Origin of the sequence: Fodinibius halophilus (assembly GCF_011059105.1) — a bacterium.
Lineage (GTDB): Bacteria > Bacteroidota > Rhodothermia > Balneolales > Balneolaceae > Fodinibius > Fodinibius halophilus.
Map to the genome: position 1 here is coordinate 23,243 of NZ_JAALLS010000009.1, position 23,510 is coordinate 46,752.

The following is a 23,510-nucleotide window of genomic DNA, read 5'->3' on the forward strand; positions in this document are numbered from 1 at the left end:
ATAAGAAGTAGATGTTTTTTCGTCCATGGATTTACACAGATAGAAACCGATTATAAAGATAATATTTTTAGTGGTGAACCATTGCAAGCTGTAACAGTCAACATGCAACCTTCAACTTTTAACAGGTGGTTGCCTCCTTCAATACTCCAACAATTATTTCTCATTGAGCATCACTCCTTCCACTTCGGCACGTATTTGCAATCCGAGGCTTTCAATCTGTATGCATACCCGGTTCTCTTTGGTATAGACCACTTCTCCGTCTTTTCCTTTTAACGGACCACTTTCTACGGTAACCTTTTGTCCCCGTTCCAGCTGCTTTACCTCTAGATCAATATAATCATAATCAGCTAGAAACTTCCACATCAGCTCCATCTCCTCATCACGGATTACAGCCGGTTTGCCCCGGTAAAAGACGAAATTGAGCACGCCGTATGTCTGCAATATTTTTCTACGCCGGGCTTCGGTACATTTCACAAACACGTAGGAAGAGATAATGGGGGTTTCCACAATTTTCTTACGATCGCTCCACTGACGCTGTTCTTTTTGCAGGGGGAGATATACTTCAATATCCTTTTCTTCCAGGCGCTCACACACTTTTTTTTCCGCTCTTGGAGCAGTATAAACGGCCATCCATCTTTTTTCCCCTTTTGAAGGCGTCATAAACAATTTGTTTCTGTGACTAATTTAATATAGGCTTTGCAAAACCTAGCTTGTCATCCTGAATTCAGTTTAGGGTCTTGGTTTAAACGCGAACAACTGCATATGAGATTCTGAAACAAGTTCAGAATGACAAGATGGAAATAGGTTCGCAAAACCCTCTTAATAACTATTTTCGTTCAAATAGCAATACGTGCGTTTCGTTTTCAATTAGCTCCCGGCCCCATTCCTTCTCGGTAAAGACCGCCATGCGGATTTTTTTACCGGTCAATTCTTCGGCTTTCTTTGTCATCTTGTGCAGGTACTCCCGGTTCACATCACCGATAAGGTACAGATCTATGGTCGGGGCATCCAATCCCTCAGCCAGAGATCCGGTCAAATATACCTTCTTAAGTTCTCCCAGTCGGCTGAGCACCTTTTCCATCACCTGTTCTATGCCAACGGTTTTCATCAGCAGGGTCCGCACTTCACTATAAAGCGGATAATCACGGTTTACGCTGAACATTTTCTTGTTCCCATCCTTTTCGGCGGAAATTATTCCCGCTTCTTCCAGATTGTTCAGTTCCTGCCTCACCGCATTTGTAGAGACTTCAAACTCTCCCGACAATCCTCTTAAATAAGATCTTAGTTCGGGATTTATAAAGAATTTCAGCAGAAGCTTTACTCGTAACTGACTGGATATAAGTGCGTCGAGCACTGTACAAATGTTAAATTATCGATGTTGAGTTTCTCAAGACTTAGAGTACATAACATATAAGTTGCAGATCTAAACGCTCCAACCTACAGCTTCGCCACGTCACTCCCATTGGAAGCGTCCGAAACCCTCAAAAATGAGTACCAATTATACTCAAGAATGTGCAGCGACGCAACCGGAATATTACCGGTTAATCAGCCACAATTCTGCATAGATTTAAACAGATTATACGGCGGCATATATAAAAGATGACACCGTTCCATTGTAGAAGTATTCAAGTTGTAGCATTAGAATCACTTTGCCTCGCCACCCTCTATAGTCTTATACGCAGAGTAAACCTTCAACAATTCAACAGATTCTTAAACACTTTAACAATCTACTCTGCGAATTCCAGCTCTTGCTGGTGTACAGCCGGTCGCCTGCTTGAAGGTGCCGCTGACCAGTCCCACATAACCGGTGCCTATTACTGCTAGTTTCATCTATTTGTCACTCTATGATTTAAAAACTGAAGGGGTAATAAAAACCTCTTAATAAAATGAGGCGCTAAGATAAATGATCTGCCTTAGTATTCAAAAAGCAAATTACTGAAAACTTGTAGGTTGATTGTAGTTATTCTGAGTGCATAAGTTCCATACTTACTATCAAGCAATTAACCCAAGAATACCAATGCGGAGGGCAACTGGTTCAAATGTGGATATGGCCGCGCTGGAAGCACGGCCTACATTCTAAATCCCCGGGAAAATAGCTCTAAAAGATATGCCCCTTAAACCATTTCGTTAAAAAAGCAGTGTCATCCTGAGCCCCGCCGAAGGATCTCCCCCCACCAGGCCCGCGTATCATCTGAAGAATCCCCATTACCCTAAAAAAAGCACTGTCATACTGAGCGAAGGCCTTACGGTTTACCAAGGCCGTAGTCGAACGTATCTCCCACCACTAGGCTCGCGTAGCACCTAAAGGCTCTCCCTCACACACCTGCAAGCAATGTCAGGGAGATGGATTCGATTCCATTCGCTCCGCTCATTCCACTCATCATGACATCAACGTTGGTTTAATAACCAGTAAAAAGCAATGTCATCCACCATTAAGCCTGCGTAGCATCTAAAGGACATGTCCCCATAACCATCTCGCAAAAAAAGCAATGTCATCCAGAGCCCCGCCGAAGGATCTCCATCCCTTGGGCTCGCGTAGCATCTGAAGGATTCCCTCACACACCTGCAAACACTGTCAGGGAGATGGATTCGATTCCATTCGCTCCGCTCATTCCACTCAGCATGACATCAACGTTGGTTTAATAACCAGTAAAGAGCAATGTCATCCACCATTAAGCCTGCGTAGCATCTAAAGGACATGTCCCCATAACCATCTCGCAAAAAAAGCAATGTCATCCAGAGCCCCGCCGAAGGATCTCCATCCATTGGGCTCGCGTAGCATCTGAAGGATTCCCTCACACACCTGCAAGCAATGTCAAGGAGATGGATTCGATTCCATTCGCTCCGCTCATTCCACTCACCATGACATCAAAGTTGGTTTAACAACTAATAAAAACAATGTCATCCTCCACTAGGCCCGCGTAGAACCTAAATGACAGATCCCCATAACCATCTCGCAAAAAAAGCAATGTCATCCAGAGCCCCGCCGAAGGATCTCCATCCATTGGGCTCGCGTAGAATCTAAAGGATCCCCATTACACCCAAAAAAGCAATGTCATACTGAGCGAAGGCCTTACGGTTCACCAAGGCCACAGTCGAACGTATCTCCCACCATTAGGCTCGCGTAGCATCTGAAGGATTCCCTCACACACCTGCAAGCAATGTCAAGGAGATGGATTCGATTCCATTCGCTCCGCTCATTCCACTCACCATGACATCAACGTTGGTTTAACAACTAATAAAAACAATGTCATCCGCCACTNCTGCAAGCAATGTCAAGGAGATGGATTCGATTCCATTCGCTCCGCTCATTCCACTCACCATGACATCAACGTTGGTTTAACAACTAATAAAAACAATGTCATCCGCCACTAGGCCCGCGTAGAATCTAAAGGATGCCCATTACACCCAAAAAAGCAATGTCATACTGAGCCCAGCCGAAGGATCTCCTCCCACCAGGCTCGCGTAGTATCTAAAAGATTTGCCCCTCAATCACTTGTGAACAATCTCTTGAAGATGGCTTTAAGCCTATCGACAAACATTGCGTATCATCCCCCTTACCCCCTTCTGGTTACACCCAACGCCTTTCATTCAGATAATACCCAAAGGGGGACTTTTTCTTGCTTGTTAATACTCGCCATCGCGATCCGCTAACTGGCGGAGAAGCAATCTCCCAGATGATAAATAAGTAATGCACGAAGATTGACTCCTTAGATACTACGCGAACCTTTTCTAGGAGATCCTGAAAGAGATACTTCGCTAAGCTCAGCACATGGTTCAGTATGACATTTCTTTTAAATGTTGTTTTAAAACGGGGGTCTGGTCCCGACAGCTGTCGGGATACGATTCCCCGGGTACTTTTTTGCCGTGCTGCGGGGGTTCTTCCAGCTTCGCTGGTCCGCCCACTGGCGGTTGTCGATCAAAAAACGGGAGCAATAGACAAGTAAAAATAGATGCACCGCAGAGCGGCAATAAATTCGTTCCAACGCAGAGCATTGGACCAAGATAAAATGAACATACACTCGATGGGAAAGGAAAAATGATTATTCCTCGGACTCAAAATAATAATCCGAAAAGATTTAAGCAGCTAGTCCAAATATGAGTTGGCTATGGCCGCACTGGTAGTACGGCCTACATAACTGCCCCCAACTCGTAGAATAGGAACTGAAAAGGATAGCTTCCGGCAGTGTTGATCAAAGCAGAAATTCAATCGTTAATCATTCCGAGAACTTCTCACTTACTGCATTTGCAAATGCAGTAAAATCATCTAAATGATCTAAAAATTCTACTAGGCGCTCTACATCAACGGCAACATATTCATGAACTAAAATATTTCTCAATCCGGCCATACCAACTAACCTGTCTTCCAGTTCCTGATTGATTATATCGAATTTACCCAATAGCTGAATACATTCAGAGTAGGTCTCGGCATTGCCCAGATTCTGATGTACCGCCAAATGACAAGATAGGTCAATGACAATTTGTATAGACTCTAATAATCCGTACCGAAGAGCCCACTCCTTTTTTTTATCACGTTTTATATCAGAAAAAGAGTACCCAGCTTTTAATTCTCGGAGTTCGGCTATGTTATTCTCTAAATTTTGTAGCCTTCTATCCATAATTTCGCTCACCAAATTTTTGAGTCTTCATACGCATTTTAAAAGCATCCTCAAACTGTTCTCGCAAATAAGCTGTATCAAAGTAATAACTAAATACTCGGCTTTTATACTTAGTATGAATACTCTGATCCTTATTTTGTAGCAGCTCTCCTTTTGTCATGATTTCATAGGCAAAGGCGGGGTTTTTAGTGGGGAGCCTATTTAATAGAACCAAATCTACATTTTTATCCAAGAGATTATCCAATTGGGCTTGCAGTTTTCCCTGGCTGATAATATCAGGAATATCTTTCATATATACTGCTACATCAATATCACGAAACACTTTCTTATCAACTATTGATCCGAATAGATAAACAAAAATGACTTGTTCTTTATCTGAAAAGAAGTCCCTGAGTACTTTTTGTATCTCTTTTTTTGTACCTGTTTTCATTATGGATTCGATTGTTTACCGATAGTACGTGATCTTTCTACTAAATTTTAATGTACAAAATTCTAACTCTTCTCCGAAGTTCTTTTAGATGGAGTTTGCATTGTGAATAATAAGATTTTATCTCCAAATGGCGGACAGACTGACAAAAAATGGAACAAGGGAAAAGGGGCACCGCAGAGCGGCAATAAAGGCGTTCCGACGCAGAGCATCGGAACGAGATAACAGGGTGCTGGGTGTTGGAAACCCGTCGGCGGTCAGCTGTCCCCGGTCATGCGTTGCAACTTTGCCGTGCCCCGTTCTACGGGGGTTACTTTGTGACTCTGTCACTCAGTCACTTAAATCACTCTGACCTTACTCCAAATAAAACACCTTCCAACACAGAGCCTACCTTCACCAAAACCACTAATAGTTAATACACTTAATTTATAAAACTTGATACAGTCAGGGGTGGCAACGAGAAAAACCTCAGATGATGATTTCAACAATCATGCTGCATATTGTAGTACTTCAATTTCTGCATTATTGGCTACCGCTTGTTCAGCAATACCCATAAGCTTTTGTGACACCTTTTCTGACAGGGTGTATTCTCCACAATTTTCACAAACTTTGGCCGGTACATTTTTGACAACAATAATACTCTCTTTTCGCTGTAGCGTAACGGTAACCTTGCCCGCCTTCATCGTACCGGATTTGCAAATTACGCATTCCATAATATCATCGGTTATTTTCGAGTTCTAAAATCTTCCTTCCAAATTTCACCAGAAGGTTCATAAGCTGTCACTACGATGCAACTATCTGTTTTCGAATTTGTGGCAACTACTACATGTATGGGACGATCATTAATATACGATAATATCAAACAACTTGGATACGGTTGATCATTCGGATATGAAGCAATTTGCTCCCCCTTTTGTATAACCGTTTTCACCTCATCAATCGATATATTACGGGCAAACATTTGTTCTATTGCATGTCCTGTAAATTCAAATGCTTGACAATTCAAAATATACCACTATGAAATATTAACAAAACTCAGTTATTGTAACTCTTTCCCAGTTACAATAAGCAGTTGTTTCTCATTAATCCAGTAACATTCTTACAGCAAACACAAATAACTAACTTTTTCTAACCACAGCAAGCAAAATTATTTTTTATATAGTCAAAGGTTGCGCCGCTTTATACAAGATTGGGAGTGTCCCAATTTATCATGCTCCATTCTAAACGGTTTAATGCAAATCTTGGGGTATCCATGAACAGATAATTTGCCTCCAAAATCCCCTTCAAATTACACCCAACATCTTCCATTCAGATAATGCCTAAAGAGGGACTTTCTCTTGCTTGATTCGCGGTTCCCAAACTCCGGCATAACGAATTCTGTGTAAAGAACAGTAGACGGTGATAAAAAATAGACAATACCGGTGTGTTCGATTGATTGCTACAGCTACATAACGAGATACTCTCACAAGTTGCAAACTTGCGAGAGTAGGATTAGCGATCAGCCCCTCGTCGGTCGTCCGTCATCTGACTCACTTTGCAACTTCGCTAGCTTGGTGCTTAACACTTCAAACTTAAAACTTAATAAACTGATGAAAGGTATCATCCCCCTTACCCCCTTCTGATTACACCCAATGCCTTTCATTCGGATAATGCCTAAAGGGGGACTTTCTCTTGCTCTATCAACGCCTGTCATCGCGCTGTGCCCCGTTTTACGGGAGAGAGGAATGAAACGAAATCCCGCGATCTCCCTGTCATAGCTACTTAATACGTTAAAGGATATCCTTCAGATGCTACGCGAACCTCCTAAAGGAGATCCCTCGACTTCGCAAAACTACGCTCGGGATGACATTGCTTTTAATTTGTTGATTCGATTTTCATAAGAGAAACTGCGACATCCCCCAGCCCCCTTCGAATTACACCCGATGCTTTTCATTCAGAAATTGCCCAAAGGGGGGGCTAACCCCTTGTCCTGAGAGATCCTGAAACAAGTTCAGGATGACATGGGCGTTTAAAAATGGTTTTCCAATCGGGGGTCTGGGGCGAATCGCGGGAAAAACATGGTAATAGCAACTCCCGAGATAGAGCAAAACCCAATCTTAGTACTTTAACCAGAACAAAATCTACGATTCCCCCAGTACTTTTTTGGTTCGTTTTTTGGTAACAAAAAATGAACATAAACTCGGTGGGAGATTCGTTCCAATACAGAGCATCGGAACGAGATAACAGGGGGCAGGGAAACCGTCATCGGTCTTCCGTCAGCCGTCTAATAAAACAGAATCCTCCATCCACTCCCTGATAAACAGATACCCTACTACTCCAAAGGCTCCCAGGAACATTAGCATAATGACTATTAATGGCCTATTGGGACTGCTTTTCTCCAGCGGCACCTGCACCGGATCTAAGGTCTTAAAAACGGGCGTATGTTCCTGGAGTTTCAATTTTGTTTGCTCCAGCTGCTGGGATAAACCGTTATACAGGTTGTAGGCTAAATCATATTTGGATTGCAGGCGCTGCTCTTCAGTCTGGGCCCGGGCGGTGGACAGGTTTCTGTTGTTATCCCGAAAAATTGCCAGGGAGTCACGAATGGCGTAAAACCGGTTCTGCGCTTTCTGATGCTGTTCCTTCATATAGGCCAGGTCCGTTTTTATCTTCTCGGTGCGATAGGCTGTGACATCCCCGGTCAACTGGCTAATCGTAGCTTTGGCTACATCTGCAGAAAGCTGTGCGGTGGGCATGGTTGCCTGCACTTCTATCACGGCCGTTTCATCATTTAATGAGGCTGAGACCTGCTGACGCATCCATTCAATAAGCTCCATTTTTTCTTTACTGATATGTAGCACTTCTGTACTGCCGGTGGGAGTTGTCACCTGCTTTTGGGTGGTACTTTCTGATCTCATCGACTCCGTTATCCATTCTTTAACCGTAAACGGTAAGCCGATGGTATATCCTGTAATATATTGCCAGGCGGAGGGCTGATACAGCTCATCAAAATAGGTCCGCAGGGTTGCGGTGGTATCGTGCTCCGGAAAATAGTACTCCTTTTCGACCAGCTCCAGCTGAAAGGGCAATGATTCTACGATTTGGGGATACAGCTCCACCCGAATGGCGTTGCTGTTGGAGGCGTAGGTGCCGCCCCCCATTCCCAGCATTCCGCCATATTGTTCTATCAGGCCCTGCACACTGCCTCCACTGCTCTCGGTACTGTATTCGGGCATCAGAGATGCGCTACTGGTATACATCGATCCCATGAGCAGTGAGACGATGAGGCCCAGCACGGCTGCGGCCCCGGTAATTTTGGTGATAAACCATCGCTTATCCCAAAGGAAGCTGAGGATCTCTTCGATATCGATCTCACTCTCCGACCATGCCCTGAACTGTTCATACTCCTCAGCAGGCACGAGCATATAGTCTTGGCCTTGCGGTCCGGCAGGACCTCTGTGATGGGGCGGTCGATGGGGACTGTTATGTTTTTCGGGACTACTCAGAATGAATTGCTTTATTTTTGGATGAATGCTAGTATCCTAAAGATTAGCCAAATCTGCAACAGTATAAAGTAACTTTAATAAATATCAATACCCTATTGCCAGTCAGCGATCGTTACTTCTCTATCTCACCTCGTTCCCGAAATGGGCCTTTCCCCTACCTTTCAGATCCTGCACGAACCTTGATAGGGAGATCCACCGTACGGCAGATGACATTGCTTTTAATCTAGTTTTCAATCCTGGACTGGTTTTCTCTTCCCCGGCATAACGAATTCTGTGTGGAGGCCGAAGGATGAAAAGGATAATTCTATACCGGTGTATTCTCTTGGACCACTCCTCAATGAGAAGGACCATTAGAATTATCCCATCCGAAGGCCACAGCGATTTCAGAATTCTCAGTCGGCGACTTTTTTGGTTACTTTTTTCGTCGCTGAAAAACAGTAACAAACTAAAAGTATGCTATTATCTTTGGGCGTGCCTCATTCTACGAGAGTTCTTCCAGCTCCGCTGGTCCGACTACCGGCGGATGGTAACAAAAAATGAACATTCACTCGATGAGAGATCAAAAACGGTCATCGGTCACCCTTCAGTTGCCTTTACCGACCCACCCCGCCTCGTTCCTCGGCACCCCTCCCAAGAGGGGAATTGTCTCTGCCTTTTAGCTCCTATTCGATCTAAAAAAGGAAGACTGCCGCGGTCTTCCGAAAAATCGCCGGAATCCCTCCCCGTAAAACGAGGCACGGCGAAGTGACATTACTTTTTTGGGGTTTTAAATCGGGGGTCTGGGGCGAATCGCGGGAAAAACGTGATAATAGCAACTACCGAGATAGAGCAGCATTCAATCTCACTGCTCTAACCAGAACAAAATCTACGATTCCCCCAGTACTTTTTTGCCGTGCCCCGTTCTACGGGGGTTCTTTCAGCTCCGCTGGTCCAACTTCCGGCAAATGCTGACAAAAAATGAACATACACCCAATGGGAGATTCGTTCCGACGCAGAGCATTGAAACGAGATAAAAAACGGTCAGCGGTCAGCCGTCCTCAGCCCTCCGTCATCTGACTCATTTTGCAACTTCGCTGCCCTGGTGCTTAACACTTCACACTTAAAACTTAATAAACTAATGAATTCTATCATCCCCCTTTCCCCCTTCCGATTACACCCAGCGCCTTTCCTTCCAATAATGCCCAAAGGGGGACTTTTCCCTGCCCTTTTAATCCTACTCGAACCGTTTCAAAGAGATCCTGAAACAAGTTCAGGATGACAAGGAGGTTATTTAATTCGGGGGTCTGGTCCCGACAGCCGTCGGAATACGATTCCCTGCCTGCTACGAAGCCTTGACATAGTAGTACCAGTACTTTGGGGGGGCTTCCCGCGGTTGCCCGGAAGGTCGAGGTGTGTTTAAAAGGTGCACACCACAGAGCGGCAATAAATTCGTCCCGACGCAGAGCATTGGAACGAGATAAATGAACATATACTCCCTGGTGAATGCGTCCCGACGCAGGGCATCGGAACAAGATAGCAGGGGACTGAGAAACCGTCAACGGTCATCCGTCCCCGATCATGCTTTGCAACTTTGCCGTGCCTCGTTCTACGTAGTCACTTTGTTACTCTGTAACTCAGTCACTAAATCCCCTAATCACTCACCATCCAAAATCCAACATCCAAAACTCAACATCCAAAACTCAACATCCAACATTGACCTTAGTTCCCAATCACTGCCCTTAAAGAATCATCCCGGCACCCACCGTTTCATGGGTATATTCATCAATGATAATGATACTTCCGGTCTTACGATTGCGCTTGTAACTATCGTAGAAAAGGGGCTTCGTCGTCCTAATTTTAATACGACCGATATCATTTAAGCCGATCTCTTTATCCCCTTCAACACGGTGCAAAGTATTAATATTTACCTTGTATTTTACTTCTTTGATGACGCATCGGGCATCCTTGGTAGTATGTTTGATCGCATATTTCCCATGGGGATCAAGCGGCTCTTTGTTCAGCCAGCAAACCATCATATCGATATCCTGTCCAACGGTAGGCTGGTTGTCGGGCTTGGCAATCATATCTCCCCTGCTGATATCGATGTCATCCTCCAGGGTCATCGTTACGGACATGGGGGAAAAGGCTTCTTCCTCTTCATTCTCAAAGGTGTGGATCTCTTTAATTTCAGAAGTAAAGCCGGATGGCAGCGCAACAACCTCATCACCGGGTTTAAAAACTCCACCGGCAATCTGTCCGGCATATCCCCGGTAGTCGGGATACTCGGTAGACTGTGGACGCGTTACCCATTGCACGGGAAAACGGCTGTCTACATGATCGTAGTCACCGCTTACCTGAACATTTTCCAGGGTATACAGCAGCGTAGATCCTTTGTACCAAGGCATATTGTCCGATTCTTCTACTACATTATCCCCGTAGAGCGCACTGATGGGAATATAATGAATCTCGGGCACATCAAGCTTAGAAGAAAACGTTTTAAACTCATCTTTAATCTTGTGGAACTGCTCTTCGCTATAGTCAACAAGGTCCATCTTGTTCACACAAAGTACAATATGCTTAATCTGCAGCAGTGATGCGATAAAAGCGTGGCGGCAGGTCTGCTCAATAACACCGTTTCGCGCATCTACCAAAATCACGGCAAGGTTAGCCGTAGAGGCACCGGTTACCATATTTCGGGTATACTGCACGTGTCCCGGCGTATCGGCAATAATAAACTTGCGCTCGGGCGTAGAAAAATAGCGGTAAGCTACATCAATAGTGATGCCCTGTTCGCGCTCGGCCGAAAGTCCGTCGGTCAGCAATGCTAAGTTCGTATACTCGTCTCCCTTTTTCTTACTGGACTCTTCGATCGCTTCCATCCTATCGTCAAAAATGGATTTCGAATCGTATAAAAGTCGTCCAATCAGTGTACTCTTTCCATCGTCAACACTTCCCGCCGTCGTAAAACGGAGCAGGTCCATGTCTAAATATTTATTTGCTTCAGTTTCGTTCGTACTCATTATTCAATTGAGAATTGGAAATTAAGAATTGTCAAATTCCTAATTCTTAATTTTAAATTTTTAATTAAAAATAGCCTTGTTTTTTGCGCTCTTCCATAGCAGCTTCAGCACGCTTGTCGTCGGTTCGGTTACCGCGCTCGGTAATTCGCGCAGATGCCACCTCTTCAATCACTTGGGGAATGGTATCCGCATCCGACTTAAAAGCACCGGTACAGGTCATATCTCCTATCGTACGGAATCGCACCTGCTTTTTCTCATATTCTTCATCCTCTGACAAGGTGATGAACTTTGACTTAGCAAGATACGTACCTTCACGCTCCACAACATCACGGGTATGGGCCAGGTATAAGTTGGGGATATCGATACCTTCGGCTGCAATATACTGCCATACATCCATCTCGGTCCAGTTACTCAGCGGAAATACCCGAAAATGTTCACCCTGACTTTTATGTCCGTTATATAAATTCCAAAGCTCCGGACGCTGGTTTTTGGGATCCCATTGCCCAAACTCATCACGGTGAGAGAAAAATCGCTCTTTAGCCCGCGCCTTTTCTTCATCGCGGCGAGCTCCGCCAAAAGCGGCATCAAAGTTGTTTTCTTCCAATGCTCTTAAAAGGGTGGGAATCTGCAGTTTATTTCTACTGGGATTAGGTCCTTTCTCCTCTTTAACCCGTCCCTCATCAATCATATCCTGAACGTGAGCCACAATAAGGTCAACACCCAGCTCATCCATCAGGTTATCGCGAAACTCTATCGTTTCATCAAAATTATGACCGGTATCCACGTGTAAAAATGGAAATGGAATTTTCCCTGGCCAAAAGGCTTTTTGGGCCAGCCGCGCCATTGTGATAGAATCTTTGCCCCCGGAAAACATCAGTACCGGGTTTTCAAACTGAGCGGCCACCTCTCTCATGATATGTATAGCTTCCGACTCAAGCTGCCGGATATGATTTAGCTTATATAAATGCATATTTGGGTTTCAAACGTTAAACAGATGTATTAAAGCGGCTAAAGTTAAGGATTAGTAAGTAGAATGACTACTTCTTATTGCTTTTTTTAAAAACTGCAGGTCCCAGTAATGTTGTTCTGACTTCTACAGTTCTCTTTTTAGGGATTTTGGAGGCTAGTTGCCCACCGTCTACTACCAATGGTCTTTACTTTTGCCCGGTCCCGTTCTATGGGAGAGCGGAGTAAAAGCAGCGCGGCGAACTCCCTGATATTGCTACTTAATATGTTGAAGAATATCCTTTAGATCCTACGTACACCTACGCCGAGGTAAAATCTGCCGAAGCCTTTGGCGTAGGTATGACTTCGGTGCACTTCGCGATCTAAGCAAGGGAAACTGCCACGCTCTTCCGAACAAACACCGGAATCCCTCACCGTAAAATGGAGCACAGCGCAGTGACACTGCTTTTTTTGGGGTTTCGAATCAGGAGTCTGAGGTTTCCATAAATAGATAAACTATAACATCCCCCAAGCCCCCTTTGAATTACCCCAATGCTTTTCATTCCATCGATGCCCAAAGGGGGAAGATTTCTTGCTCGTTTCACGTTTCGCAATCACCCGGCATCAGGTTTGTGAGGGTCCGATTATGTGAATGAGTGGTGAGGATCAGAACGAATGTTCTGTCCGAAGCTCCGGACACCGGAGCAAGTGACACATTCGTTCCCGAACTACGAAGTAGCATGAGTCCGAAGAACCCACAGCCGGCGACTTTTTTTGTTACTTTTTTCGTCGCTTAAAAACAGTAACAAAACAAATAGTGCCATTCCTTTTCCGCCTTTTACCTTGATGCAAAAGGCTCGTAAAAGATCAATACTGCGAATTGTGGAGCAGCTCTGGCCTTCAGCATGCGTGTATTTTGATGGTCCTTTGACAAGAAGAACCTATTTCTCAAAGATCACCGGTACAAAATACACAACCGCATACTTTGGCCCTCGCTCACAATTCTAATGTCATTTGGGACAGCTTTTATTTAGAAAATGATGGTTTTAAACGGGGGGGGGGCGAAAACTTGGGAAAGATATTTTAGAATAATTACTAATGAGGACGAGCAACCCCTACTTTTGAGCTGTGAATAGAGCAAAATCTAGCTTTTCCCCGGTGATATTTTTGCTGTGCCCCGTTCTACGTGGTTACTTTTTTGCTCATTCAAAAAAGTAAATCCCTATTACATCTTATTATACCCACCTCCACCCAAGAGGGAAATTTTACCTGCCTTTTATTCGGATAATGCCCGAAGAGGGGGGATATCCTTTTGATACTACGCGAATCTTAACCAGGAGATCCTGAAACAAGTTCAGGATGACAAGAAGTTATATATTAAGTGGATGTCCCTTTCTTTATTAGGGCTATGAGGCTCCTGACCATGTAATCAAAGGATCATTTCTGGCCCCAACCCCTTCTGATTACACTAAATGCCTTTCTTTCAGATAATGCCGAAAGAGAGAATATTTCTTGCTCGTTTCACGGTTTCTAGACCCCGGCATAACGAATTCTGTGTGGAGGCCGAAGGATGAAAAGGATAATTCTATACCGGTTATCTCTTTGATGCTCCTTCATAATGAGAAGGACCATTAGAATTATCCCATCCGAAGGCTGAAGCAGGTTCAGAATTCTCAGCCGGTCAATTTTTTGGGTTGTTCCAGCTTTGCTGGTCCGACTACCGGCGGATCGTCACTGAAAAAATGAACAACATAAGTCAATACAAGCTTGAAACCTAGCACAAATGGACAGGAATTCAAAATCTTTGCCGGTCACCCTCTGCCACTATGTTAAAAACTTCAAGGCACATAGCTGCACCTCCTTCAGTTCACACTCCCAAACCTATCATAGTTATAGCCACAAGGAGGACACTTTCTTATCCTTTAGATACTACACAGGCTAGCTCTGAGAAATTACTTTTCCAAAATTATGGAGTTTCTCCCCTTGCTTGTCCAGAGGGAGCAAGGATGGATCAATATCGCACGAGCGAGACGCTCGCGCTATTGCTTGATTATAAGTGGCCTGTTCAGGAAAATCCTGATCCCGACAGCTGTCGGGACGGCAAATAAGATAAGCACAAGAAATACAAAAGTCCTGCTCTATTTGCCCAATACCTGAAGGAAAATACGTCGTTCGCGAGCCCGGTTATCATGATTAATAATTACAACTTGCTGCCAGGTTCCAAGCACCGGCTCTCCCTCATGCAATGGCACCGTTATGCCCGATCCCATCATGGTTGCTCGCATATGCGAAAAGCCGTTGTCATCTCCCCAAGTTTCACCATGACGGGTAGTTTGATCATGAGGTGCAAATTCTTCCAGCTTGTCTTTCATATCCTGAACCAAGGCGGGTTCAAATTCGATGGTCGAAATAGAAGCTGTCGATCCAATTGGGAAAATATGGATCAATCCTTCCGAGAAATTACTATCAGAAGCAAAACGCTCAATCTCTTCTGTGATATTGACGATGTCAGAAAACCCTTCTGCACCTATGGTTATCTGCTTGCTAACGATATCCATGCTAGTTATTCACTTTTGAGTTTAATGAAGTATAACGCCCCAGGAATTTCCGTAATGCATCGGAATAGATTGCGCCCGACTCCCAAAAGCCCGAACCATGTCCCCCTTGTAACTCAACAAAAGTTTTAGGTTCATTTGCTGCCTCAAAAAGCTGTTCCCCATGAGAAAATGGAACCACTTGGTCATCTCGACTGTGAGCCATAAACAATGGTTGCTCAATTTGCTTGATATGATCTATCGTTTTGTATTCAAACTTTAGCAACCATCGTACCGGCAGCCAGGGATAAAGATCTGCTCCCAGATCTACTGCAGAAGTAAAGGTCGATTCAATAACAACAGCAGCAGGATCTTTTCGTGCTGCCAACCAGGCAGCCACCGAGCCTCCCAATGAACGCCCCATTACCACAATCTTGTCTTTACTTACTTTTCTTTGATCAACGAGGTAATCCCATGCAACAGATATATCACGATACGTCCCTTCTTCACTGGGTGCCCCCTCACTCTTGCCGTACCCCCTGTAGTCAAAAATAAACACATTGCAACCCATGCTATTTAGAAGCTGAATACTCTGCAGACGACCGGATATATTTCCCGCATTACCGTGGGCATACAGTATGGTGGGAGCCGAAGAGTCCGCAGGTATAAACCATCCATGCAGCTGCACATCATCCGGGGTGCGAAATGTCACGTCCTTATAAGTACGACCTATACTTTGGGGATTAGCAATCAGCTCTTTTTGCGGGTGGTATATCATTGTTGCCTGCAACAGATACATCAATACGAGTATCAGCGTATAGCCAACCAGCACACTGATTCCTATCCAAAATATCGTCTGCACCATACGCATAAGGAGTTCCGTTTACAGTTACTCGCCTATATCAGTTATTTCCCAGCTTTATAGTTTTTAGTCGATGGTGAACTGCCCCCTCTGAATCTAGCTTACTCTCATAAAGAGCAAATTCATGAATTTGTACTTTGGGCAACTGAAACTGTTTATGCTGATCTATAAAAGAGGTTACTTTTCGTTTCGAAATTCCCTTTAACCGGGCCAGGGTAATATGGGGTTTAAAAGGGCGCACTTCGGCTTTAAATCCCATAGAAGTGCATATCTTTTCGATCTTATTGTGCAGCCCATCTAAACGGTCATTATTAACAATACCGGCCCACAGTACCCGGGGCTTACTGCCGCGCGAAAAAAATCCCAATCCCTTTATAATTAATGAAAAGACCGGGTGCCGGACTTCTGAGAGCCGTTCTTTTAACTGTTCGACTCTATCCGGCTCAGTTTCGCCTAAAAATTTCAGTGTCAGATGGATCTGTTCCTTTGATTGCCAACGAACTCCCTCCATAGACTGCTGTAGCTCAGCAAGCCGTTGTTTAACAGTTTCCGGTATGGGAATAGCAATAAACAGACGCATCAGTGATAGCGTACTTCAAAATCTTCATACTCTTGCGTTGCATCTTCTACGGTAACATCAATGTTATCAACCCTACTGGCCCCGGGTCCCTGTTCACATCGATTAACCATTTCACGGATATGATCAATGGGTCCTGCAAATACCGCTTCAACCCGTCCGTCTGGTAAATTCTTTACCCAACCGAACACACCAACCTCTTCGGCATTAACTTGTGCAAAATGGCGAAATCCAACGCCTTGTACCCTTCCTTCAATAAATACATGAGCTTGTTGCATATCACAGACACTCTTTTATTAACTCTTTAACTCTCAATAACGTGGTTTAGAACTATTCGTTCAGGGCAAATGTAGTAATCTAATAGGAATTCTCTAACTAAAAACGAATTATAAGTTGAAAGTTTGTATTTTTCAGAAAAGTAATTGTATATACTGACGTTTTAAAGACCTTATATTTGATATGACCCTCACACAACTATCCTATATTGTTGCTGTTGACCGGTACCGCCATTTTGCTACAGCTGCAGAAAAGTCATACGTAACACAGCCTACGCTTAGTATGCAGATCCACAAGCTGGAAGATGAGCTGGATATTACCATCTTTGATCGATCAAAATCTCCGGTTATCCCAACCGAGATAGGGGAGAAAATTATCGAAGAAGCCAAGAAGATGCTAAAGCAGGAAAAGCATATCGAAGATCTGGCTTCGCTTCGTGACGAAAAACTACAGGGTACGTTTCGTATTGGCATCATCCCTACAATAGCGCCCTATCTGCTTCCTCTTTTTCTGCGTAACTTTCGTGAAAAATACCCGGATGTACGTCTTATTTTTGAAGAAGTAATAACGGATGAGATCTTAGATCTTCTGGATCAAGATCACCTTGATATTGGCGTTATTGCTACCCCGGCAGATCGTGGCAACATCTTTGAAGAAGACCTATACTACGAGCCTTTCCTGGGTTATGTATCCGAAGACCACCCTCTTGCCAAAAAGAAACAGATCTCTGTTGATGACTTGGCGGGCAGTGATCTCTGGCTACTCAACGAAGGCCACTGCTTTCGTGACCAGACTGTACAACTCTGTAAAAAATTTCGTAAGAACCAGCTTGATGAGCAGCATATCGAATTTGAAAGTGGCAACCTGGCTACCCTCAAGCAGCTTGTTGAGCAAAACTTTGGCATGACTCTGCTTCCCTACCTGGCCAAAAACCAGATTGATGCCCAATGTGCCAAAGCCCACCTGCGTCATTTCAGTGATCCGGTACCACGAAGAAAAGTACGGGTTGTCTACGGACGAGAATATCTCAAGAACAACGTGATCCAGGCATTTAAAAAAGAAGTAATGGATGTTATCCCTCCAGAGCTGAAAAAAACAGAAAATGGACTGCTCGTAGAGTAGCAAACAATTCAAAATACTTGCTTAGTAATTTTGTAGTAGGTTCCATACCTTTGAGGCTTATTTTGAATTGCCAAACAGATCTATAACCTCTTGGATCATTCTATTTTACTTTGGACGGTCTTCAATATCTTCATCATTGCGATGCTGATCATCGACCTGACCGTCTTCCACGATAAAGACGACAAAGAGACCATCCGCCAGGCCCTCATATGGACCGGTGTCTGGATTGCGCTAGCACTTATTTTTGGCGTGGGAATCTACTACTATATGGGCACCCAAACGGCCCTGGATTATTATACCGGCTACCTGATAGAAAAATCGCTAAGTGTTGACAATATTTTCGTCTTCCTGTTGGTATTCTCCTACTTTAAAGTCCCGGAAGAATATCAACACAAGGTACTCTTTTGGGGGATTTTCGGAGCCCTTATCATGCGATTCCTCTTTATATTCACCGGCGTTGCCCTACTCGAACGCTTTCACTGGATTATTTACATCTTCGGCGGCTTTCTCGTCTTTACGGGTATTAAGCTCGCTTTTGAAAAGGATAAGGAAGTTCATCCCGAGCGGAATCCCATCCTCAAACTTGTTCGAAAGATTATTCCTACGACCAAAAGCTACCATGGATCTGCCTTTTTCATACGAAAAATGGGCAAACTTATAGCTACGCCCCTTTTTGTAGTTGTTGTGGTTATTGAAACCACTGATGTTGTTTTTGCCCTCGATTCTATTCCGGCTATTCTTGCAATTACCCGAGACGAATTTATCGTATATAGCTCTAATGCTTTTGCAATACTGGGATTACGGGCACTCTATTTTGCACTGTCGGGTATTATGAGACTCTTCCATTATCTACATTACGGGCTTTCTGCTATATTAGTCTTTGTAGGGATAAAAATGCTTCTTGCAGATTTTTATCATATACCGACGCCTTTTGCCCTGGGCTTTATTGCCTTTACCCTTGCGGCCTCTGTAATAGCCTCAATCATGTATCCACTAGAGGAAGCCCCGATAGATGAAGAAGATTTACCTGATGAAGAATAATATATCATCATGAACCTCGAAGCCTTTTCCATAAAGTGGTTTGCCCTGTACTATACCGTATTAGGTATCTCATTTATTGCAGGTGGCAGCTATCTCATCCTAAAAAAACAACAGCTTAGTCAGCTCCTGCAAAAGGCAGCAGAGCAAGAAAAGCCGCCCCCTGTTTTCATCCGAATCATAAAATACTTCCTCCTGTTTACCCTACCGGGACTCGTCCTCTCATTCACGCCCTTTTCATGGATTGAACTCCTGTTTACGCTTTGGAGTTTATTAGTAGTCTATATTGCAGGAATTCAATTGGTTCGCTGGCAAGATAATCGCCCGTTAATAAAGGCCAATAGCAAAAAATTACCAGAGGTAATTTCAAGATGCGGTGCCATAATGGTGGCAGTGGGCTTTGCGATATTCCTGCTCGCATACTTGGTAATTAACCGAACTCCTATTTAATGAATATCACAAAAGCGGGATACCACGGTATTCTGCTGCCCAATCTGAATATCGGTTTCGACTACAGTGGCACAGATACCCAGCATACTTTTATCTCTCATGCCCATGCCGATCATATGCCGCGAAATCGCAAAAGCAGCGTATACTGCACGTCAAACACCCTGAAGTTGATGCGTCGCCGGGGATACAAAGGGGAGGCCACCGTTCTCGATTTTGAAGAACCATTTGAGACAGAAAATGCTCGCATTACATTATACCCTGCCGGACACATCTTAGGGTCGGCAATGGTCTACGTTGAAAGCGAAGAAGGCTCAGTACTTTATACCGGGGATTACAGAACGCCGCCCTCTCCTGCCACTGAGGGTTTTGCCATCCCCCATCAAGTTGACCATTTCATTACCGAAGCAACCTTCAGCCTGCCCATTTACCGTTGGGATTCACACGAGGAGTTGGGTAACGAAATTCGAGAATTTGCCCAAAAAACACTTGCCGACAATTACACTCCTGTTTTTTTAGCCTATAACCTGGGCAAAGCTCAAGAGGTAATGCACTTTTTGTCGCCATTAAATCACCCGGTACAGATTCACGGGGCCGGCTATAAAATGTGCGATGTATATGAAGAAGCCGGAATCGATTTGGGCACCTACGCAACGTACAACCGTGGTACCTGTGCGGGCAATATCCTTATCACTACGAATTCAGCTCTTAATAATGGCTTTGCTTCAAATGTGAAAAAAAAGCGTATTGCCTATTGTTCGGGATGGGCAAGCCGAGAAGCAACGCGATCACAACTTACCGTACATAAGCTGATTCCACTTTCTGACCATCTCGACTTTTTTGAACTTATTCGGTTATGTGAAAGGTTAGAACCACAAAAAGTTCATATAACCCATACTCCCAATGCTGATGTCGTTCAACATTACTTAGATACACGGAACATAAATTCACGTTTTTTGGACCTTGAATCTGAAGAGGATGACTAATAATCGAACACACGGATTAAACTGATTGTACAGTTTATCACAGATACGAAACGGCCTAAACCTGCTATATTAGCGCCATCCGCGTTCCATTTTACAGAATTGTAATTTAATTATGGCTACTGACTCTTTTCAAAAACTGACTGAGACAGCGCAAGCGATCAAAGAAACACGTAGTACGAATACGAAAATCGCTATCTGTGCAGATTATTTCCGATCTATCCCTGAAGACGAAAACCTGCGTCGGGCTGCCCAATTCTTAGGTGAAGGCGCCTTTTCTGACCTTTCGGGCAAACGTGCTTCGGTAGGGAGCCGAACCTACTCGACCTGCGCTGCCAACTTTTGTGAAATCGACTATGAAAAGGTCTTTAAGCCCTGCAAAACAGCCCTGGGCAGTGCATCCGAAGCAATAGAAAAATTGATGCAAAATATCGATGTGGCCCGTCGTAAAAGGAGTCCCTCCCAATTATCTCTTAAACAGGTAGAGGAACAATATCACAAGCTGTCCCAGCTATCTTCCCGCGCCGATAAACAAGAGGTTTTGCAGAACTGCTGGAAAAAAATGACGGCCCTGGAAATCAAATATTTTATTCGCATTATGAGCCGCGGTTCTCTTCGCATTGGTTTTGAAACAAAAAGTGTTGTTTCTGCACTTTCCAAAGCGTTCAAGAAAAAATTGGAAAATGTTCGTTATGCTCATATGATAACCGGCAGTATCGGAAATACAGCTGTCCTCTGCAAAAATAACAGTCTGGATCAAGCAAGCTTTAAACTGTTCCATCCGCTTTCATTTATGCTGGCTTCCCCTATCGAAAGTCGTAGTATTGAAAACCTGGATCCCTATATCGCAGAGGAAAAGTTCGACGGCATGCGGGCCCAGGGTCATGTTAAGGGAGAACAGGTAGAACTATATTCGCGCGATCTCAACGATATCACCCATTCCTTCCCGGAAATCGTACAGTTTTTCACCTCCCGCAATTTGCCGGCCCTGGTACTTGATGGTGAAATTTGTGTCTATAAGGATGATGAAATTTTGCCCTTCCAGTTATTACAAAAACGAATGGGACGAAAAAAGCCATCCCAAGAAGTGATACAGAAATACCCCGTACTCTTTATCGCCTATGATGTCTTGTATCATGGTAAACAGCCAACATTTGGCCATCCCCTTGCCAAAAGACGTGAACTGCTTGTGACACTATCAAAAAAATATTCACTGCCTATCACAAATCAATTCAATGTAGAGACTCATGCCCATGTAGAGGAACTTTTCGAACGAGCCCTGGCCCACGGGAATGAGGGACTCATGCTTAAAAAGAAGGAAAGCACCTATGAATACGGACAGCGTCGAAAATCCTGGCTCAAAGTGAAGAGGCCCGGTGGCACCCTCGATACGGTATTGATGTATGCCCATGCCGGTAGTGGCAGACGAGGAGGATACTACTCCGACTTTACATTGGGTATACGCGTCGCAGAAGATGAGCGATATGAAGAGGAGTTCATTCCTATTGGCAAAGCCTACGGTGGCTACACCGATGAAGAGATGAAGCGCCTTAACAAAAAAATCAAAGATTTAACTGTCGAAAAGTATGGGCCTACCCTGGGACTTATTCCCGAAATTGTAGTAGAGCTTGAATTTGATGACATACAAGTAAATAAGCGTACCAAAGCCAATTATACCCTCCGCCTTCCGCGCTTCAAAGCTATTCGCTGGGATCTTGCTCCTACAGATGCAAATACACTCAAAGATGTGGAGCGGATGTATCAACAGAAAATTGACAGAGACCGTTTAAAGCAAAAAGAAAACCCCTCATTCGTTTTTCATCAATGAGGGGTTTGTCGGTTCGTATAAATAGTACAACTTTAGCTTTGCACCGTTAAACTCTTGTCCAACTCCTTCAGCAGCGGTTGCAAATGATTTTGAGCTGTCTCTTGCTTAACATCGAAAGTTCGCCACTGCGACATTTTAACCTGCTTTATTAATTGCAGTGACACTTTGGAACCGGAACCAACTTCAGTAATTCTAACATTTAGCTTATATCGTTCGTCACTGTCAGATCCCATAGTATTCCCACCACTAACAGAGCCCGAACTACCGGCTTTCCGCCAGTTGGTTTTCAGTGTCCCTGCTAGCTTATCAGAAGATTCGATTTCCCAACCTTCTTCCATAAACATATCCGATTTATAGCTCTGCACTACCTCCTCTACAGTATCAAAAGCCTCTTTTGGTGCCTCTTGATATGTTTGGAAAGTAAGTCCTTTCCGCTGGTTATCCGGTAACTGATAAACCGATCCACTGCTGGCACAACCAACAGTTAAAAATACAGCAATTAACATACTCGTGATGAGTGATTTCATAAGTACCCCTTTATTTTTTTGCTCTCTAAAATTAGTTCTCTTTAAGAATGGTATAATTTTATAAATTGTCAAAATACATACTGCCATTTGTTTTTTATACTCACCTGAAAACAAAATTAAAATTCGCAGACCGTTCTATTGGAGACCATCAAGTAAGTAGGTCTTAAGAGACCGCAAAAATGGAGTAATCGATGTGGAGATTGCCCGAAAGGTCAGGCACATCATCCTTTTTACGTTCGCCATGCAGATAGTGCTGATTTCTGTTAAGAGACATATACAGGATACCGACCTGCTCGTCACCGGCTTCTTGCAATATTTTAGAAACTGTAGAAACGGTATATTTAGCCACTTCCACTCCGGCGGTAAATGCAGGGTTAGCAGCTCCCCAAACCAGTGTCCCCAAGTTATCAGCAAAAGCATCAAACTCTGAATCGTTGACCACCTCTTCCATTACCTGACCGAACTCATTTTGATCACGACTACTTTTTACCGCCGTAAAGCACCAGTTAAAATTATCTGGAATTTGCTGCGATTGATACAGTACATACCCGGTATCTCCAAAGAAGAGTGAATGATTATCTTTGACACTCTCCACTGTTGTTAAAACTCATGAAGCAGCCAAATTTGTAACTGCCGAAGCTAACAGACTTTTCTTTTCCTCGGGGTCATCCTCTTGTAACCATAAATCAATATCCGGCAAATCATCATTCCCAGTTGTCACAAAACTGATAATTTTGACGTCCGCCAAATCCTTTTTGAAAAACAGAAATCCACTGGTACGATTGTCGATTATTTTTAACTTATTGATGCGGAAATAAAACATAATTGCCTCTCTTTTTTA

At 43.9% G+C, this 23,510-nt stretch carries 22 protein-coding genes; 5 read left to right on the plus strand and 17 right to left on the minus strand.

Annotated elements, in window-relative coordinates; all coding sequences use genetic code 11:
* Positions 1 to 153 precede the first annotated feature (153 nt).
* The 14 genes from G3569_RS08195 to G3569_RS08255 form a co-directional block, all read right to left on the minus strand.
* The gene (locus G3569_RS08195; RefSeq protein ID WP_165267965.1) at positions 154 to 660 is read right to left on the minus strand and encodes a UpxY family transcription antiterminator; all 507 of its coding nucleotides are present in this window, start codon (positions 658 to 660) and stop codon (positions 154 to 156) included.
* Positions 661 to 826: 166 nt separating this feature from the next.
* Positions 827 to 1,354 carry a winged helix-turn-helix domain-containing protein gene (locus tag G3569_RS08200; protein WP_138430279.1) on the minus strand — a complete coding sequence of 176 codons (528 nt, stop codon included), beginning with the start codon at positions 1,352 to 1,354 and terminating at the stop codon, positions 827 to 829.
* A 2,863-nt stretch (positions 1,355 to 4,217) separates the two neighbouring features.
* A complete protein-coding gene (hepT, locus tag G3569_RS08205; RefSeq protein WP_165267967.1) occupies positions 4,218 to 4,619 on the minus strand; it encodes a type VII toxin-antitoxin system HepT family RNase toxin in 402 nt (133 codons plus the stop codon).
* Complete coding sequence (gene mntA, locus G3569_RS08210; RefSeq protein WP_165267969.1) at positions 4,612 to 5,049, minus strand: type VII toxin-antitoxin system MntA family adenylyltransferase antitoxin; 438 nt, start codon at positions 5,047 to 5,049, stop codon at positions 4,612 to 4,614. The genes hepT and mntA overlap by 8 nt, the downstream gene beginning before the upstream one ends.
* 485 nt (positions 5,050 to 5,534) lie before the next feature.
* Positions 5,535 to 5,759 (minus strand): type II toxin-antitoxin system MqsA family antitoxin, encoded by a 225-nt coding sequence (locus tag G3569_RS08215; protein WP_165267971.1) that lies wholly within the window; start codon positions 5,757 to 5,759, stop codon positions 5,535 to 5,537.
* Positions 5,760 to 5,770: 11 nt separating this feature from the next.
* Positions 5,771 to 6,052, minus strand: coding sequence for a DUF4258 domain-containing protein (locus G3569_RS18920; protein WP_205720094.1), 282 nt, complete (start codon positions 6,050 to 6,052; stop codon positions 5,771 to 5,773).
* A 1,249-nt stretch (positions 6,053 to 7,301) separates the two neighbouring features.
* Complete coding sequence (locus tag G3569_RS08225) at positions 7,302 to 8,450, minus strand: Wzz/FepE/Etk N-terminal domain-containing protein (protein WP_165267973.1); 1,149 nt, start codon at positions 8,448 to 8,450, stop codon at positions 7,302 to 7,304.
* 1,208 nt (positions 8,451 to 9,658) lie between these two features.
* A complete protein-coding gene (locus G3569_RS18380) occupies positions 9,659 to 10,069 on the minus strand; it encodes a hypothetical protein (protein ID WP_205720095.1) in 411 nt (136 codons plus the stop codon).
* Between the two features lie 180 nt (positions 10,070 to 10,249).
* The gene (gene cysN, locus G3569_RS08230; RefSeq protein WP_165267975.1) at positions 10,250 to 11,530 is read right to left on the minus strand and encodes a sulfate adenylyltransferase subunit CysN; all 1,281 of its coding nucleotides are present in this window, start codon (positions 11,528 to 11,530) and stop codon (positions 10,250 to 10,252) included.
* Positions 11,531 to 11,594: 64 nt separating this feature from the next.
* Positions 11,595 to 12,500 carry a sulfate adenylyltransferase subunit CysD gene (gene cysD / locus G3569_RS08235; RefSeq protein WP_165267977.1) on the minus strand — a complete coding sequence of 302 codons (906 nt, stop codon included), beginning with the start codon at positions 12,498 to 12,500 and terminating at the stop codon, positions 11,595 to 11,597.
* A gap of 2,113 nt (positions 12,501 to 14,613) precedes the next feature.
* Positions 14,614 to 15,033 (minus strand): secondary thiamine-phosphate synthase enzyme YjbQ, encoded by a 420-nt coding sequence (locus G3569_RS08240; RefSeq protein ID WP_165267979.1) that lies wholly within the window; start codon positions 15,031 to 15,033, stop codon positions 14,614 to 14,616.
* Between the two features lies 1 nt (position 15,034).
* The gene (locus G3569_RS08245) at positions 15,035 to 15,880 is read right to left on the minus strand and encodes an alpha/beta hydrolase (RefSeq protein ID WP_165267981.1); all 846 of its coding nucleotides are present in this window, start codon (positions 15,878 to 15,880) and stop codon (positions 15,035 to 15,037) included.
* Positions 15,881 to 15,911: 31 nt separating this feature from the next.
* Complete coding sequence (thpR, locus tag G3569_RS08250; RefSeq protein ID WP_165267983.1) at positions 15,912 to 16,451, minus strand: RNA 2',3'-cyclic phosphodiesterase; 540 nt, start codon at positions 16,449 to 16,451, stop codon at positions 15,912 to 15,914.
* The gene (locus G3569_RS08255; protein WP_165267985.1) at positions 16,451 to 16,726 is read right to left on the minus strand and encodes an acylphosphatase; all 276 of its coding nucleotides are present in this window, start codon (positions 16,724 to 16,726) and stop codon (positions 16,451 to 16,453) included. The genes thpR and G3569_RS08255 overlap by 1 nt, the downstream gene beginning before the upstream one ends.
* Positions 16,727 to 16,907: 181 nt before the next feature.
* Here G3569_RS08255 and G3569_RS08260 point away from each other — a divergent pair, with 181 nt between their 5' ends.
* From G3569_RS08260 to G3569_RS08280, 5 genes are all read left to right on the plus strand, one after another.
* Positions 16,908 to 17,846: a hydrogen peroxide-inducible genes activator gene (locus tag G3569_RS08260; protein ID WP_165267987.1), complete on the plus strand. Its 939-nt coding sequence runs from the start codon at positions 16,908 to 16,910 to the stop codon at positions 17,844 to 17,846.
* A gap of 90 nt (positions 17,847 to 17,936) precedes the next feature.
* Positions 17,937 to 18,887: a TerC family protein gene (locus G3569_RS08265; RefSeq protein ID WP_165267989.1), complete on the plus strand. Its 951-nt coding sequence runs from the start codon at positions 17,937 to 17,939 to the stop codon at positions 18,885 to 18,887.
* Between the two features lie 9 nt (positions 18,888 to 18,896).
* The gene (locus G3569_RS08270) at positions 18,897 to 19,334 is read left to right on the plus strand and encodes a hypothetical protein (protein WP_165267991.1); all 438 of its coding nucleotides are present in this window, start codon (positions 18,897 to 18,899) and stop codon (positions 19,332 to 19,334) included.
* Positions 19,334 to 20,317, plus strand: coding sequence for an MBL fold metallo-hydrolase (locus tag G3569_RS08275; protein WP_165267993.1), 984 nt, complete (start codon positions 19,334 to 19,336; stop codon positions 20,315 to 20,317). Before G3569_RS08270 ends, G3569_RS08275 begins: the two co-directional genes overlap by 1 nt.
* A gap of 112 nt (positions 20,318 to 20,429) precedes the next feature.
* Positions 20,430 to 22,142, plus strand: a complete 1,713-nt coding sequence (locus G3569_RS08280) for an ATP-dependent DNA ligase (RefSeq protein WP_165267995.1) — start codon at positions 20,430 to 20,432, stop codon at positions 22,140 to 22,142.
* Positions 22,143 to 22,174: 32 nt separating this feature from the next.
* Here G3569_RS08280 and G3569_RS08285 read toward each other — a convergent pair whose 3' ends face one another.
* The 3 genes from G3569_RS08285 to G3569_RS08295 form a co-directional block, all read right to left on the minus strand.
* Complete coding sequence (locus tag G3569_RS08285) at positions 22,175 to 22,669, minus strand: hypothetical protein (RefSeq protein ID WP_165267997.1); 495 nt, start codon at positions 22,667 to 22,669, stop codon at positions 22,175 to 22,177.
* Between the two features lie 163 nt (positions 22,670 to 22,832).
* A complete protein-coding gene (locus G3569_RS08290) occupies positions 22,833 to 23,264 on the minus strand; it encodes a hypothetical protein (RefSeq protein ID WP_165267999.1) in 432 nt (143 codons plus the stop codon).
* Positions 23,265 to 23,276: 12 nt separating this feature from the next.
* On the minus strand, positions 23,277 to 23,492 hold the full coding sequence (locus G3569_RS08295) for a hypothetical protein (RefSeq protein ID WP_165268001.1): 216 nt from the start codon (positions 23,490 to 23,492) through the stop codon (positions 23,277 to 23,279).
* Between the last annotated feature and the right edge of the window lie 18 nt (positions 23,493 to 23,510).